The organism is Micromonospora sp. WMMA1923, assembly GCF_049179195.1.
GTDB classification, from domain to species: Bacteria; Actinomycetota; Actinomycetes; order Mycobacteriales; family Micromonosporaceae; genus Micromonospora; species Micromonospora yangpuensis.
This window is the reverse complement of sequence record NZ_JBMHLZ010000001.1, coordinates 3,996,389-4,009,753: the sequence shown is the minus strand read 5'-3', so window position 1 is coordinate 4,009,753 and position 13,365 is coordinate 3,996,389. Positions and strand designations below refer to the sequence as shown.

The 13,365-nt window shown below is 73.8% G+C and carries 10 protein-coding genes and 1 riboswitch; of the genes, 6 read left to right on the top strand and 4 right to left on the bottom strand.

Translation table 11 applies throughout. The annotated features are described in order from the left end of the window. Position 1: 1 nt before the first annotated feature. A riboswitch (cyclic di-AMP (ydaO/yuaA leader) is annotated at positions 2–134 on the bottom strand. 154 nt (positions 135–288) lie between these two features. The 3 genes from ACN28G_RS17965 to ACN28G_RS17955 all read right to left on the bottom strand — a co-directional run bounded on the left by ACN28G_RS17965 (position 289) and on the right by ACN28G_RS17955 (position 4,041). After that, positions 289–1,203 (bottom strand): cation diffusion facilitator family transporter, encoded by a 915-nt coding sequence (locus tag ACN28G_RS17965; protein WP_091441730.1) that lies wholly within the window; start codon positions 1,201–1,203, stop codon positions 289–291. A gap of 82 nt (positions 1,204–1,285) precedes the next feature. After that, on the bottom strand, positions 1,286–3,403 hold the full coding sequence (locus ACN28G_RS17960) for a HelD family protein (RefSeq protein WP_421479829.1): 2,118 nt from the start codon (positions 3,401–3,403) through the stop codon (positions 1,286–1,288). Between the two features lie 308 nt (positions 3,404–3,711). Further along, entirely contained in the window at positions 3,712–4,041 is a 330-nt protein-coding gene (locus tag ACN28G_RS17955; protein WP_091441724.1) for a hypothetical protein, read from the bottom strand. 347 nt (positions 4,042–4,388) lie between these two features. On the opposite strand from ACN28G_RS17955, the gene ACN28G_RS17950 reads away from it, so the two are divergent. From ACN28G_RS17950 to ACN28G_RS17935, 4 genes are all read left to right on the top strand, one after another. After that, positions 4,389–4,880 (top strand): DUF3145 domain-containing protein, encoded by a 492-nt coding sequence (locus tag ACN28G_RS17950; protein WP_091441721.1) that lies wholly within the window; start codon positions 4,389–4,391, stop codon positions 4,878–4,880. A 149-nt stretch (positions 4,881–5,029) separates the two neighbouring features. Continuing rightward, positions 5,030–6,736, top strand: coding sequence for a glycoside hydrolase family 3 protein (locus ACN28G_RS17945; protein ID WP_373868326.1), 1,707 nt, complete (start codon positions 5,030–5,032; stop codon positions 6,734–6,736). Positions 6,737–6,895: 159 nt separating this feature from the next. Next, positions 6,896–7,885 (top strand): glycosyltransferase family 2 protein, encoded by a 990-nt coding sequence (locus tag ACN28G_RS17940; RefSeq protein ID WP_373868319.1) that lies wholly within the window; start codon positions 6,896–6,898, stop codon positions 7,883–7,885. Continuing rightward, positions 7,882–10,182, top strand: a complete 2,301-nt coding sequence (locus ACN28G_RS17935) for a hypothetical protein (protein ID WP_421479826.1) — start codon at positions 7,882–7,884, stop codon at positions 10,180–10,182. The genes ACN28G_RS17940 and ACN28G_RS17935 overlap by 4 nt, the downstream gene beginning before the upstream one ends. Before the next feature lie 136 nt (positions 10,183–10,318). On the opposite strand, the gene ACN28G_RS17930 is transcribed toward ACN28G_RS17935, so the two are convergent. Continuing rightward, entirely contained in the window at positions 10,319–10,462 is a 144-nt protein-coding gene (locus ACN28G_RS17930) for a hypothetical protein (protein ID WP_421479825.1), read from the bottom strand. 350 nt (positions 10,463–10,812) lie between these two features. Between ACN28G_RS17930 and ACN28G_RS17925 the strand changes: the two genes are divergently transcribed. Next, positions 10,813–11,976 (top strand): ROK family protein, encoded by a 1,164-nt coding sequence (locus tag ACN28G_RS17925; RefSeq protein ID WP_091441713.1) that lies wholly within the window; start codon positions 10,813–10,815, stop codon positions 11,974–11,976. Between the two features lie 27 nt (positions 11,977–12,003). Beyond that, positions 12,004–13,050, top strand: coding sequence for an extracellular solute-binding protein (locus ACN28G_RS17920; RefSeq protein ID WP_091441710.1), 1,047 nt, complete (start codon positions 12,004–12,006; stop codon positions 13,048–13,050). Positions 13,051–13,365: the final 315 nt, after the last annotated feature.

Sequence of the window (13,365 nt, the reverse complement as noted above, 5' to 3'; positions counted from 1 at the left end):
CGTGTCCTTCCGTCAGCCGCCGACCGGGTTAGCTGACGGGTTCGGGACGGAAGATCCCTACCGCTGAAGCGGATACACCCCACGGACTGTGGTTCCCCGGTTCGCCGCGGTGGGCGATTAGGCGGCGGCCACCGCAGGCGCCGTTGGGCGCCGCCTGGCGGAGGCCGGGACCGAGCCTACCGGTGCCGGTGTGACCCGTGCAGGCGCTGGGGCCTGTGGGACGGGTCGTGACAACGGTAGAACATGCACGAAAGGGACAATACACCCAGAGATTTAAGGTTGCGCTAATTACCACTCAACCGCACCACAGGCCCCAGGTGACGCTCCGGGCTCGATCTGCAACGTGGCGTGCTCGATGTGGAAGTCCTCCCGCAGCGCCGTCCGGGCGGCGGAGAGGACCGGGCCGACCTCGGCGTCGGGGGTCATCGTCAGGTGGGCCGAGGCGACCTCCATCCCCGAGGTCAGGGTCCACAGGTGCAGGTCGTGCACCTCGGCCACCCCGGGAACCGCGCTGAGCCGGTCGTGCACCTCGGTCACCTGCAGGTGCTCCGGGGCGGCCTGCACCAGGATGCGCAGCGCAGCCCGGGCCAGCCGCCAGGTCCGGGGCAGGATGAACACCCCGATCCCGACCGCCACCAGGGGGTCGACCCACCACCAGCCGGTGGTCATGATCACCAGGGCCGCGCCGATCACCCCGAGCGAGCCGAGCAGGTCGGCGAGCACCTCCAGGTACGCCCCGCGCAGGTTGATGCTCTCCTGCGCACCCTTGCGCAGCAGGCCGAAGGCGACCACGTTGGCCAGCAGGCCGAGCACGGCCACCCCGAGCATCGGGCCGGTGAGCACCTCCGGTGGTTCGCCGAGTCGGCGTACCGCCTCGATCAGCACGTAGACCGCGACGCCGCTGAGCAGGACCGCGTTGGCCAGCGCGGCGAGCACCTCGAGGCGGTAGAGGCCGAAGGTGCGCTGCGGGTCGGCGGCCACCCGCCGGGTGGCGGTGATCGCGGCCAGTGCCATGCCGATGCCGAGCACGTCGGTGAACATGTGCCCGGCGTCGGAGAGCAGTGCCAGCGAGCCGGTGCCGAAGGCGGCGACCGTCTGCACCACCGTGAAGACGGCCAGCAGCAGCAGGGCGGCCCAGAGTCGTCCGCGGTAGCGGTGCCCCGCGTTGGTCACCGCGGCCTGGTGGTCATGTCCTGCGCCCACGCCAACACCCTCCGTCTGCCGACCGGACCCGGTCCAACATATGCTCACATCGCAATGTGTGCAAGCAAAGGGTGCCGGTCGGTCAGTCGGCGGGTTCCAGGGTGGTCAGGCGCTGGGTGGCCCGGGACAGCGCGACGTAGAGGGTGCGTACCCCGGAGCCCGGATCGGCCCGGATCTCGCCCGGCGCGACCAGCAGCACCCCGTCGTACTCCATGCCCTTGGCCTGCAGGCTGGTCACCACCTGGAGCCGGGCGCCGCCGAGCCCGCCCAGCCAGCCGGCCACCTCGGCCCGGCGCGGTACCGGGGTGATCACCCCGACCGTCCCGGCGACCTGGTCCAGCAGCGTGGTCACCTCCGCCACGGTCGCCACCGCCAGCTCGGCCGCCGGCACCACCCGCTGCACCGGCTCGACCCCGGTGGACCGCACCGCGGTGGGCAACGCCAGCTCCGGGTCGAGCCGGCGGATCTCCGCCGCCGCCACCGCGAAGATCTCCGCCGAGTTGCGGTAGTTCGTGGTCAACGTGAAGTGGTGCCGGGGCCGCCGACCCAGCGCCTGGTCCCGGGCCCGGGTCAGCTCCGCCGGATCACCGGTCCAGGCGCTCTGCGCCGGATCACCCACCACCGTCCAGGAGGCCAACCGCCCCCGCCGGCCGATCATGCGCCACTGCATCGGCGAGACGTCCTGCGCCTCGTCGACCACCACGTGGGCGTACTCCCGGTAGTCCTCCGGCCGCTGCCGGGCCGCCTCGCGGGCGGCGCGCTGCCGGTCGCCGAAGGTGCTCAGCTCCCGGACCCCGCCGGCCAGCTGGAACGGGTCACGCCTGGCCCGCGCCGGCTTCATCGGCTTGCCGAGCAGCGCGTCCAGCTCGTCGAGCAGGGCGATGTCGGCGATGGTCAGGCCCTCGGTGTCCAGACTCCGCCAGGCCTCGGTGAGCAGCCGGATCTCCACCCGGGACAACACCCCACCCGCGTACGCCCGCAGCCGCTCGGGGCGGGCCAGCCAGCCCAGCACGTGCCGGGGATGCAGCCGGGGCCACCACGCCTTGAGGAACTCCCGGAACTCCGGCCGGTCGGCGATCTCGTCCTCGAACGAGCGCTGCTCCGGCAGCCGCCCCACCCGCAGTCGCCGGGCCTGTGCCCAGAGTGCGGCGAAGACCCCGTCGAACCCGGCGCGGCGGACCTCGTTGCGGCGTGCCCCCCGGGACAGCGCCCGGTCCCGGATACCGGTCAGCTCCTCGGCGCCCAACCGCAGCAGCTCACCCCGGTACAGCAGGCGCAGCTCGGTGGGGCCGTCCGGGACCGCGTCGCGCACCGCGCGTTCCAGCACCCGCCGCATCCGCAGCGACCCCTTCACCGCCGCCACCTCCGGCGGGTCGGTGCGGGTCGAGGTCAGCCCGAGGAAGAGCGTGCCCAGGGAACGCAGGGTGGCGGTCTCCTCGCCCAACGACGGCAGCACCGAGGCGATGTACTCGACGAAGACCGTGGACGGGCCGACCACCAGGATGCCGCCGCCGGCGTACCGGCTGCGGTCGGCATAGAGCAGGTACGCCGCCCGGTGCAGGGCGACCGCCGTCTTGCCGGTACCGGGGCCGCCGGAGACGATCGTCACGCCCGAGGCGGGGGAGCGGATCGCCTCGTCCTGCTCCCGCTGGATGGTGGCGACGATGTCCCGCATGCCCCGTCCGGTGGCCTTCGAGAGCGTGGCCAGCAGCGCGCCGTCACCGACCACCGTCATCTCCGCCGGCGCGGCGACCGGGTCGAGCAGGTCGTCCTCGATCCGGGTGACCCGCTCACCGCTGGACTGGATCGTCCGGCGGCGCACCACGCCCAGCGGCGCCGCCGGGGTGGCCCGGTAGAACGGCTCGGCGGCCGGCGCCCGCCAGTCCACCACCAGCGTCTCGGCGTCGTCGTCGCGGACGCCCAGCCGGCCGACGTGCAGCACCGGGCCCTCGCGCAGGTCCAGCCGGCCGAAGACCAGCCCCTCGTGTTCGGCGTCGAGGACGTGTCGGCGCTGCGCGGCGTGGAACACCATCGCGTCCCGCTCCACCAGCGCCCCGAAGTTGCCGACCTTGGCCAGCCGGTACCCGTCCCGCTCGGCCCGGGCCGCCGCCCGGCGCAGCTCGGCCAGGCGGGCGTAGACCCGGTCCAGGTGCCGCTGCTCGACGGCGATCTCACGGTCCAGGGCGGTGTGGTCGGTCAACGCAGCAAGCTCCTGTGGCACGGCGGCCGGGGCCGCGGCGGGCGTGCCGGCCGTGCGCCGGGCCGACCGGGTGAGAGTACGGGGAGCGCTTCCGGCCCATGTCAGGACCCGTCCCGATCCCACCACCCGGCCTCCGGCCACCGCCACCGGTGCCCGGTCCCCGACCCCATCGTCGCCGGTCCCGTGACCGACTCGGCATCCGCCGTCGGCGGTGTCGGGGCAGACGACGACACCGCCCGCCGGCAGAGCCGACGGGCGGTGCGATGTCGTGCGGGTGGGCGGCGGACCGCACCACGAAGGGGCGGGGCTCAGCCCTCGAAGACGCCGGCCTCGACCAGTCGCTTCTCGGTGGCGTCCCAGCCGTCGCCGGGGTGGGTGGCGGCGAGGCCGTTCAGCTCGGCCCGGATCTTGGCGGCGTGGCCGGCGGCGGCCAGCACCCGGATCTCCTCGACGAAGGCCTCGGAGTCGGTGCGCAGGTGCGAGGTCTTGCCGTTGGTCAGGTTCCGCACGTAGGCGTGCTTGCCGCCGTTGAGCGGGATGAGGTACTTGAACTCGCCCAGCACGCTGAGGGCGCCACCCTGGCCAGCCTGGCCGGCCCGGACGGACGCGCGCGCGGTCTTTGAGGTGTTGCTCGCCACGGAGGTGCTCCTTGTGAGACGTACGGGAGGACGGGACGTCCGGGGGACGGACGTGCGTGGTGCGGTTTGACGTGCATGGTGCGGCGGGTGACACCCGGGAGGCCTCGGCCCGCCGAAGAAGTCAGCGGCACAAGCCGCCGGGAGAACTGTACACGAACGCGGGGCCCGGACGGTCCCCCACGGTCGCCGATCAGGCCAACCACCCGTCCGGGGCGGCTGTTCCCACCGGCGATTTTTCCGATTCTCTGGCGCATCATCCGTCCCACGGGTCATCATGTGTTCGCAGGCGCCACTCGGGCGACGCGAGGTCGTAGGGGAAGACGCACCTCGCTCTCCGGGAGGTCACCGTGCCAACGCGTGGCGTCGTATACGTCCACTCGACCCCGCTCGCCGTGTGCTCACACGTCGAGTGGGCGATCGCGCGCGTCCTTGTCGCGCCGGTCAACCTGCAGTGGACGGCTCAGCCCGTCGATCCCACGGCCCGACGGGCCGAGTGCAGGTGGACCGGTCGCCCGGGGACGGGTGCCGAGCTGGCTGCTGCCCTCCGGCAGTGGCCCATGATCCGTTTCGAGGTGACCGAGGAACCGAGCACCGGGGCGGACGGAGAGCGTTTCATGTACGTCCCCGGTCGCGGGTTGTTCCGGGCCACCGTCGGCGCCGCCGGCGACATCCAGCTCGGCGAGGACCGGCTGCGCAGCATCATGTCGACCGCCCGGGCCCCGGAGGCGCTGGCACACGCCCTCGACAAGGCGCTCGGCACCGCCTGGGACGCCGAGCTGGAGCCGTACCGGCACGCCGGTGACGGTGCCCCGGTGACCCTGCTCACCCGAGTGGGCTGACCTGCGGGTTGGCCGTACCGGCGGCGGGCTGGTGGGATGGGGACGTGTCGACCTCCCCACGCCACCGGACCCTGCCCGACCGTCGGACCTCCCGGTCCACCCCGTCGCGTACCCCGGGTGGGTCCCGGCGGCTCGCGGCGGCGCTCGCGGTGACGGTGCTGGTCGCGGCGGGTTGCTCCGGTGACCCCGAGCCCCGGGCCGACGCCTCGGCCGCCCCGTCCGCGTCGGCCCCGGCGAGCGCCGCGCCGAGCGGTACCCCGGCGCCGGACGGCGGCCCCGCCACGGACCCGGCGGCCCGCGCCGCCGCGCTGGTCGGCACCCTCGGTGACGAGGACCTGGTGGGTCAGGTGCTGATGCCCTACGCGTACGGCGACACCGCCACCAAGGTCTCCGCCGGGTCGGCCGCCGGCAACCGGGCGCTGGCCGGCGTCGACACCCCGGCCGAGATGGTGGAGAAGTACCGGCTGGGCGGGCTGATCCTGGTCGGCTTCAGCGCCGACGACCCCACCTCCGCCAACCAGGCCACCACGAACGTGGACAACCCCAAGCAGGTCCGGGCCCTGACCGACGGGCTGCGCACGGCGGCGCAGCGGCTGCCCAGCGGTGCCGCGCCGTTCCTGATCGGCACCGACCAGGAGCACGGCGTGGTGACCCGGATCACCGACGGGGTGACCCTGCTGCCGACCGCCCTGGCCGCCGGTGCCGCCGCCGACCCCAAGCTGACCGAGGCCGCCTGGCGGGTGGCCGGCACCGAGCTGGCCGCGATGGGGATCAACCTGGACTTCGCCCCGGTGGCCGACGTGCTGGTCAGCCGGAGCGGGGTGATCGGCTCCCGGTCCTTCGGCGCGGACCCGAAACGGGCGGCGGCGCAGGTCGACGGGGCGGTACGCGGGCTGCAGTCGGCCGGGGTGGCCGCCACCGTCAAGCACTTCCCGGGGCACGGCCACAGCGCCGACGACTCGCACGAGGAGCTGCCGGTGCTCGACCAGCCCCGCAAGGAGCTGGAGAAGAGCGCCTGGCCGCCGTTCGAGGCCGGTATCGACGCCGGGGCGCTCGCGGTGATGTCCGGCCACCTGGACGTGCGGTCGGTGGACAAGGGCACCGCGGCCACCTTCTCGCACAAGCTGCTCACCGACGTGCTGCGCGGACAGTTGGGCTTCCAGGGTGTGGTGATCACCGACGGGATGAACATGGCCCCGGCGAAGAAGTGGTCACCGGGGGAGGCCGCGGTCCGGGCGCTCAAGGCCGGCAACGACCTGATCCTGATGCCGCCGAACGTCACCCAGGCCTACGACGGGCTGCTGGCCGCACTGCGCGACGGCACCCTGGAGCGGGCCCGGCTGGTCGAGGCGGTCACCCGGGTGCTGACCCTGAAGTTCCGGCTGGCCGACGGGCCCACCCCGCAGCTGGACACGCTGAACGCCCCGGAGCACCGGGCGGCGGCCGAGCGGCTGGCCGGGGCGGCGGTCACCGTGCTGCGGGGGCCGTGCCGTCCGGCGCCGGTGGCCGGCAAGCTGACCATCACCTCCTCCGGCGGGCGCGACGGCACCCGTCGGGTGCTCACCGAGGCGCTGACCAAGGCGGGGGCGCAGGTGGTGCCCAGCGGCGGCAAGGTGGTGCACCTGGTCGGGTACGGCGACGGCACCGGTGACCTGAGCGCCGACGCGGCGGTCACGGTCGCCATGGACACCCCGTACCTGCTGTCGAAGGCGACGTCGCCGACCCTGCTGGCCACCTACTCGTCGAGCCGGGCGTCCATGACGGGTCTGGCGCAGGTGCTGGCCGGCAAGGCCGAGCCGACCGGGCGGGCACCCGTGCCGGTCACCGGCCTACCCGCCACCACCTGCACCGGCTGACCCGCGTCGAGCCGCACCGGCGCGCCCGGAACCGACCGGTCCGGCACCCGCCGTCACCTGCGTCGACCGACCTGCCCGACCGGCTCGGCGCGCCGGCGACGGGCCGGGCGACTGGTAGCGTTCGGCTGTCCGACAGCCAGCCGAACGGGGGCCAGCGCCGTGACCGGACCGGGGCCGACTCTCTCCGTGGTGATCCCGGTGTTCAACGAGGAGAGCGCGTTGCCGCTGCTCGCCCGCCGGCTGCGCGCCGTCCTCGACGACCTCGCCGAGCCGTACGAGGTGCTGGCGGTCGACGACGGCAGCACCGACGGCACCGGCGGCCGGCTGGCCGGGCTGCGGGCGGGCTGGCCGCAGCTGCGGGTGCTGCGCCTGCGTCGCAACAGCGGCCACCAGGCGGCCCTGCTCGCCGGGGTGTTCCGGGCTCGTGGGGCGTACGTGGTAAGCATCGACGCCGACCTGCAGGACCCGCCCGAGGTGATCCCGGAGATGCTGCGCCGGGCCAGGGTGGACGGTCTCGACGTGGTGCACGGGGTACGCGCCGACCGCAGCCGCGACACGGCGTTCAAGCGGTGGACGGCGGCCGGTTACTACCGGCTGATGCGGCGGCTGGTCGGCAAGCAGGTGCCGGCCCAGGCCGGCGACTTCCGGCTGCTCAGCCGGGCGGTGGTGAACGAGCTGCGGGAGCTGCCCGAACGCAACCCGGTGCTGCGCCTGGTGGTGCCCTGGCTCGGGTTCCCCAGCGGGGAGGTCAGCTACCAGCGGGCCGAACGGGTCGCCGGGCGGACCAAGTACCCGCTGTCGCGGATGCTCGGGTTGGCCGCGGAGAGTGTCACCAGCTTCTCCGCCGCCCCGTTGCGCCTGGCCACCTGGCTGGGGCTGGCCGGGGTGGCGATCTGCGGGACGCTGGTGGTGGTGGCCGTGCTGGCCTGGGCCGCCGGGGCCACGGTCACCGGTTGGCCCTCGCTCTACGTCGCGGTGCTCTTCCTCGGCGCGGTGCAGCTGCTCTGCCTGGGGCTGCTCGGGGAGTACGTCGCGCGGATCTACACCGCCGTGCAGGCCCGCCCGCCGTACCTGGTGGCCACCGACACCGCCGAACCCGCCGACCCGACCGGTCCGGGCCGGGTCGAGCTGGTCGACAGCCTACGGTGAGCACCCTCGCCCCCGGGCCGGTCACCGGAGCCGACACCACCGGTGACCGGGCCCGGACCGCCCTTCGCCGGGTCGTGCCGCGCTGGGCACCGGCCGTCGTCGGCGTCGGGTTCGTCGCGACGTGCCTGCTGCTGACCGGTACGCCCGCGGCGGACCTGGCCCGCTGGAGCGGGTACGCGCTGCTGGCCGTCCTACTGCCCGGCACGTTGGTGTACCGGGCGCTGCGCCGCCACCCGCACACCCTGGTCGAGGACCTGGCCATGGGGGCCGCCGTCGGGCTGGTGCTGGAGCTGGCCGGCTGGGCGGTGTTCGCCGCCGTCGGCGTACCCGGGTGGTTGTGGCTCTGGCCGTTGGCGGTGGTCGTGCCGTTCGCGGCCGTGCCGGCGCTGCGTCGGCACTGGCGACCCACCGGCTACCGGCCGGTGCCGACGGGCTGGGCCTGGTCGGTGACCGGGGTGGTGGTCGGCTTCACCCTCTACCTGGTCGAGTCGTTCCTGCGGGTCAACCCGGTGCTGCCCACCGAGGAGGGGCAGGCGCAGTACATCGACCTGGCGTTCCAGCTGTCGCTGGCCGGCGCGGCCACCCACCAGGTGCCGTTGCAGGTGCCGCAGGTGGCCGGGGAGCCGCTGCACTACCACTGGTTCGGCTTCGCCCATCTCGCGGCGAGCAGCCTGGTCAGCGGGGTCGACCTGCCGACGGTCTTCTTCCGGCTCGGGGTGCCGGCGCTCTGCGCGCTGGCCGTCGTGCTGGTCGCGGTCGTCGGGTGGCGGATCACCGGCCGGCCGTACGCCGGTGCGGCGGCTGCGGCGCTGATGTTCACCGTCGGCGAGTTCGGCTTCGAGAACGGGCTGCGGCAGCTCTTCGGCACCCAGACCACCTTCATCGTCTGGGGCAGCCCGTCGATGACGTACAGCTGGGTGTTGTTGGTGCCGTTGCTCGCCGTGTTCGGCGAGATCGTCGGGCGGGCCCGGCGGGTGACCGTGCCGCCGCTGGGCGGTGGGGCGTGGGTGTTGGCCGCCGGGTTCCTGGCCGCCAGCACCGGGGCGAAGGCCAGCTCGGTGCCGGTGGTGCTGGCCGCGCTGGGCCTGGCCGCGGTGGTGCTGACGGTGGGCCGGCGGCGGCTGCCCCGCGCGGTGCTCGCCGCCGTCGGGTTGACCCTGGCCGCGCAGCTCTTCGCCACCGCCGTGCTCTTCGCCTTCGAGAGCCACGGCGTCACCGTCGACCCGCTCTCCGGGCTGCGCGGGTACGTCGAGCCGACGGCGGACCGGCCGGTGCTGGTGACCGGACTGGTCTGGGTGGCGGTCTGCCTCGCCTTCCTGCTCAACCTCCAACTCCGGCTGGCCGGTGCGCTGGCCCTGCTGCGGCTGCGTCGGTGGCGGCCGGAGCCGGTGCAGGTCTTCCTGCTCGGCGGGGCGGTCGCCGGCCCGGCGGCGTACCTGCTGGTCGGGCATCCGGGCAGCAGCAACCAGTACTTCCTGCGGGCCGGGTTCGCCTTCGGGGTGATCCTGTCGGCGTGGGGCTGGGCGGAGGTGCTGGACCGGGCCGCGCTGTCGGCGCGGGGCCGCCGCCGGCTGGCCGGCGCGGCGGTCGGCTTCGCGGTGCTGCTCACCGCGTACCAGTTGCGCTTCCCGGCCACTGCCGCACCGGAGCCGGGGTACGCCGCGGTGCTGCCGCTGCTGATCTGGGCGGGGGTGCTGACGCTGCTGGCGATCCTGGTGGCGCTCTACTGGCCGGCGCTGGTCGGCCGCTGGCCGGCCCTGGCCGGCGCCGGTGGCGCGGTGCTGCTGACCGGGGTGCTGGTGGCCGGCGCACCCGGCCTGGTGCTGGACGCGCGGGCGGCGCGGACCTTCCCCAACGGCGGGGCGTACGCGGTGGTGCCGATGCCGGCCTCCCGGGTGGCGGCGGCCCGCTGGGTGTACGCGGCCAGCGACCCGGCCGACGTGCTCGCCACCAACGTGCACTGCTGGACGGTGGTGAACGGCTGGTGTGACGCCCGGTCGTTCTGGCTCAGCGGGTACGCCCAGCGTTCGGTGCTGGTGGAGGGGTGGGCGTTCGCGCCCCGGATGGTGGGCCGCGACGGTGGCCCGTACGCCCCGTTCTGGGACGAGGCCCGGTTGCGCGCCAACGACGCCGCGTTCACCGCGCCCACCGCCGCCGGCCTGGCCGAGCTGCGCGACCGCTACGGGGTGCGCTGGCTGGTGGTGGACCGGCAGGTCGAGCCGGAGTCGCCGGTCCTGGCGGAGCTTGCCGACCTGCGGTACGACACCGACCGGATGGCCGTCTACCGGCTGCGCTGACGGTGGGCCGGCTACCGGCTGCGCTGACGGTGCGGCCGGGTGCGGCTGTCCGCCGGCCGGCGGGGCGGCGTGGACCGGCCGGGTGGGACGGTGGTGGCTGATCCCGCCGGCCACCACCGTCCCGCCCGGTGCCGGGTCAGCGGCGCACGATCACCTGCTGGGCCAGGGCACCACTGCCGTTGGCGGCCTCGAAGGCGGCCAGCACCCGGGCCGTCGGGATGAACGCATGCGGATCCTTCCGGGCGGCGAGGTCCGAGCAGCAGCCACCGTGGACGGTCACGCCGGGTGCGTGCCGTCGCGGCGTCGGTGGTCGGTTCGCTGACGAGGGACGGCCGGGTACGCCATGGCTGGCGTCCGGCCGGGTGCGCAGCGGTACGGGAGTCCGTACACACTGGAAGGCCTTCGCCCGGTGACGCTAGGGATGGTCGAGGCCGTCCGTCAATGCCCTGGACGGTATTTCTTTGTTTGCGGAAGGAATAAAAGCCGGTCATTTCGCCGGTTGAAGGGCGAAAGCTCCTCGCCGCCTCCTCTTGCCCTGCTGGCTGTTTTTCCTGCTCCTGGTCGGGTTGGTAGTGGGCTGAGACGCATTCGTTACTTGACCTAATAGTTCGTTCGCCGTAGAAAGGAAGTGTGACGGACGTGGTGACACCACCAACGAGCCCGGTGAGCCGGGAGCGGGCGAAGGAGATCAAGCGGCTTTCCGTGATCTCCACCGCCCGCCAGGTCCGGCTGCTCTCCCGCGCCGAGCTGACCGAGCTCACCGGGTTGAGCCCCGCCACGCTCACCCCGCTGGTCCGCGAGCTGATCGCCGAGGGTTACCTGATCGAGCGGGGCCCCGGCACCTCCCGGGCCGGTCGCCCGCGCGCCATGCTGGAGTTCAACCCCCGCGCCGAGCTGGTCGCCGCCGTCGCCCTGGAGCCGGCCCGGATCAGCTGCGAGATCGCCGACAGCGACGGCAACGTGGTCGCCCACCGGGCGGTCCGGTTGACCGGGGACATCGTCGACACCATCTGCCGGTCCGTACCCGAACTGGCCGGTGACGGGCTGCCGGCGCTGCGCGGGGTGGCCATCGCCGCCCCCGGCGTCTCCTCCGGCGGCGCGGTCCGGCTGGCCCCCTCGGTCGGCCTGGTGGAGGGGCGACCGATAGGGGAGTCGGTGCAGCGGCACCTCGGCGTACCGGTCGTGGTGGACAACGACGTCAACCTGATGGCCGCCGGCGAACACGCCGCCGGGGCCGGCAGCGACGTGGCCGACCTGCTGCTGCTGCACGTCGCCGACGGCATCGGCGCCGGGCTGGTCCTCGACGGCCAGGTACGCCGCGGTGCCGGCGGGGCCGCCGGAGAGGTCGGCTTCCTGCCGCTGGACGCCACCGACCGGGGACACGACGGCATCGGCCCGTTCGAGGCCCGCTGGTCGGAGAACGCCATCGCCGAACGGGTAGTCGCGCTGGCCCCCGGCCGCCGGCCGGACACCCCGGTGGCCGCCCTGGTCGAGCTGGCCCGCACCGACGAGCGCGCCGGGGCGTACCTGGACGAGTTGTTGCGGGCCTGGTCCCGGCTGATCGTCTCCTGTGTCTGCGTGATCGACCCGGGTCGGGTCCTGCTCAGCGGGGCCGCCGCCCAACTCGACGACGCCGCCGTGGAGCGGCTCCAACACCTGGTGTCCGCCGCCGCGCCGGCCACCACCGAGGTACGCCGGGCGGTGCTCGGCGACCGGGCCGTCCTGCACGGCGCGGTCAGCTACGCCCTGGCGGCCGCCGCGAGCGGCCTGCCCACCCTGCTTCCCAGCCCCTGAACCATCCCTTTCCCCTCGGAGGTACCCATGAGACGTCGTCTTCTGCTCGCCGGAGCCCTGGCCACCGTCCTCGCCGCCGGCACCGCCTGCGGCGGTGGCGGTTCGGACTCCGCCGGCGGCTCGGACGTCGAGAAGCTGACCATCTACACCGCGCGGGACAAGAAGGTCTCCGACTTCGTGGTGGAGAAGTTCACCGCCAAGTACCCCGAGTACCAGGGCAAGGTGGAGATCCTCAACATCGGCGCCCAGGAGATCCTGGAGCGGGTCCGGGCCGAGAAGGCCAACCCGCAGGCCGACGTCTGGTGGGGCGGCACCCAGCAGGGGCTCTCCGCCGGTGCCGCCGAGGAGCTGCTGGAGTCCTGGCAGCCGTCCTTCGCCGACAAGATGGACGCCCAGTACAAGGACGCCGAGGGCCGCTGGTTCGGGGAGATCCTGCTGCCCGAGGTGATCATGTACAACAACAAGGCGCTCACCCCGGAGCAGGCCCCGAAGGACTGGGACGACCTGCTCGACCCGCAGTGGAAAGACAAGATCATCATCCGGGACGTGGCCGCCTCCGGCACCATGCGCTCGATCTACGCCTCGATGATCCAGCGGCTCTCGCCCGACGGCAGCAACCCTCAGCCCGGGTACGACTGGCTCAAGCGGCTCGACGCCAACACCGGCTCGTACGCGGCCAACCCGGCCGACCTCTACCTGAAGCTCTCCCGTGAGCAGGGCGTGCTGAGCGCCTGGAACCTCCAGGACGTGCTGCTGCAGGCCAACCAATCCAACATGCCGTTCGGCTTCGTGATGCCGACCTCCGGCGCCCCGGTGCTGGTCGACGGGCTGGGCGCGGTCAAGGGCGGCAACACCGAGGGCGCACAGAAGTTCCTGGAGTTCCTCTTCGAGGACTCGCTCCGCGCCGACCTGGCCAAGGACTACTTCCAGATCCCGGCCGTGGAGATCGCCGACCAGCCGCAGTGGCTGGCCGAGCTGAACCTCAAGCCGATGGACGTCGACTGGGACGTGATCGGCAAGAACGAGACCGAGTGGATCAACCACTGGAACAGCCAGATCAAGAACCAGGGCTGACCGCGGACGCGTGCCGGGCCGGCGTACTCCGGTCCCGGCCCGGCGCTGCACCTCCGCTGCGGCACGGCGCTCCCGCGCTGCGGCACGGCGCTCCGGCGCTGCGGCACGGCGCTCCGGCGCTGCGGCACGGCGCTCCGGCGCTGCGGCACGGCGCTCCCGCGCTGCCGTTGTGGTGCGGCGTTGCCGGTGGCGCTGCCCGTGCCGCCCGGTGGCCCAAGTCGGTGGCACTGCCCGCCGCTGCACCCGTTGCCCGCCGTTGCGGCGGCGGGAGCTGTGAGAAGGGGACCCTTCTCGACCGGAAGCGTTAAGAAGGGG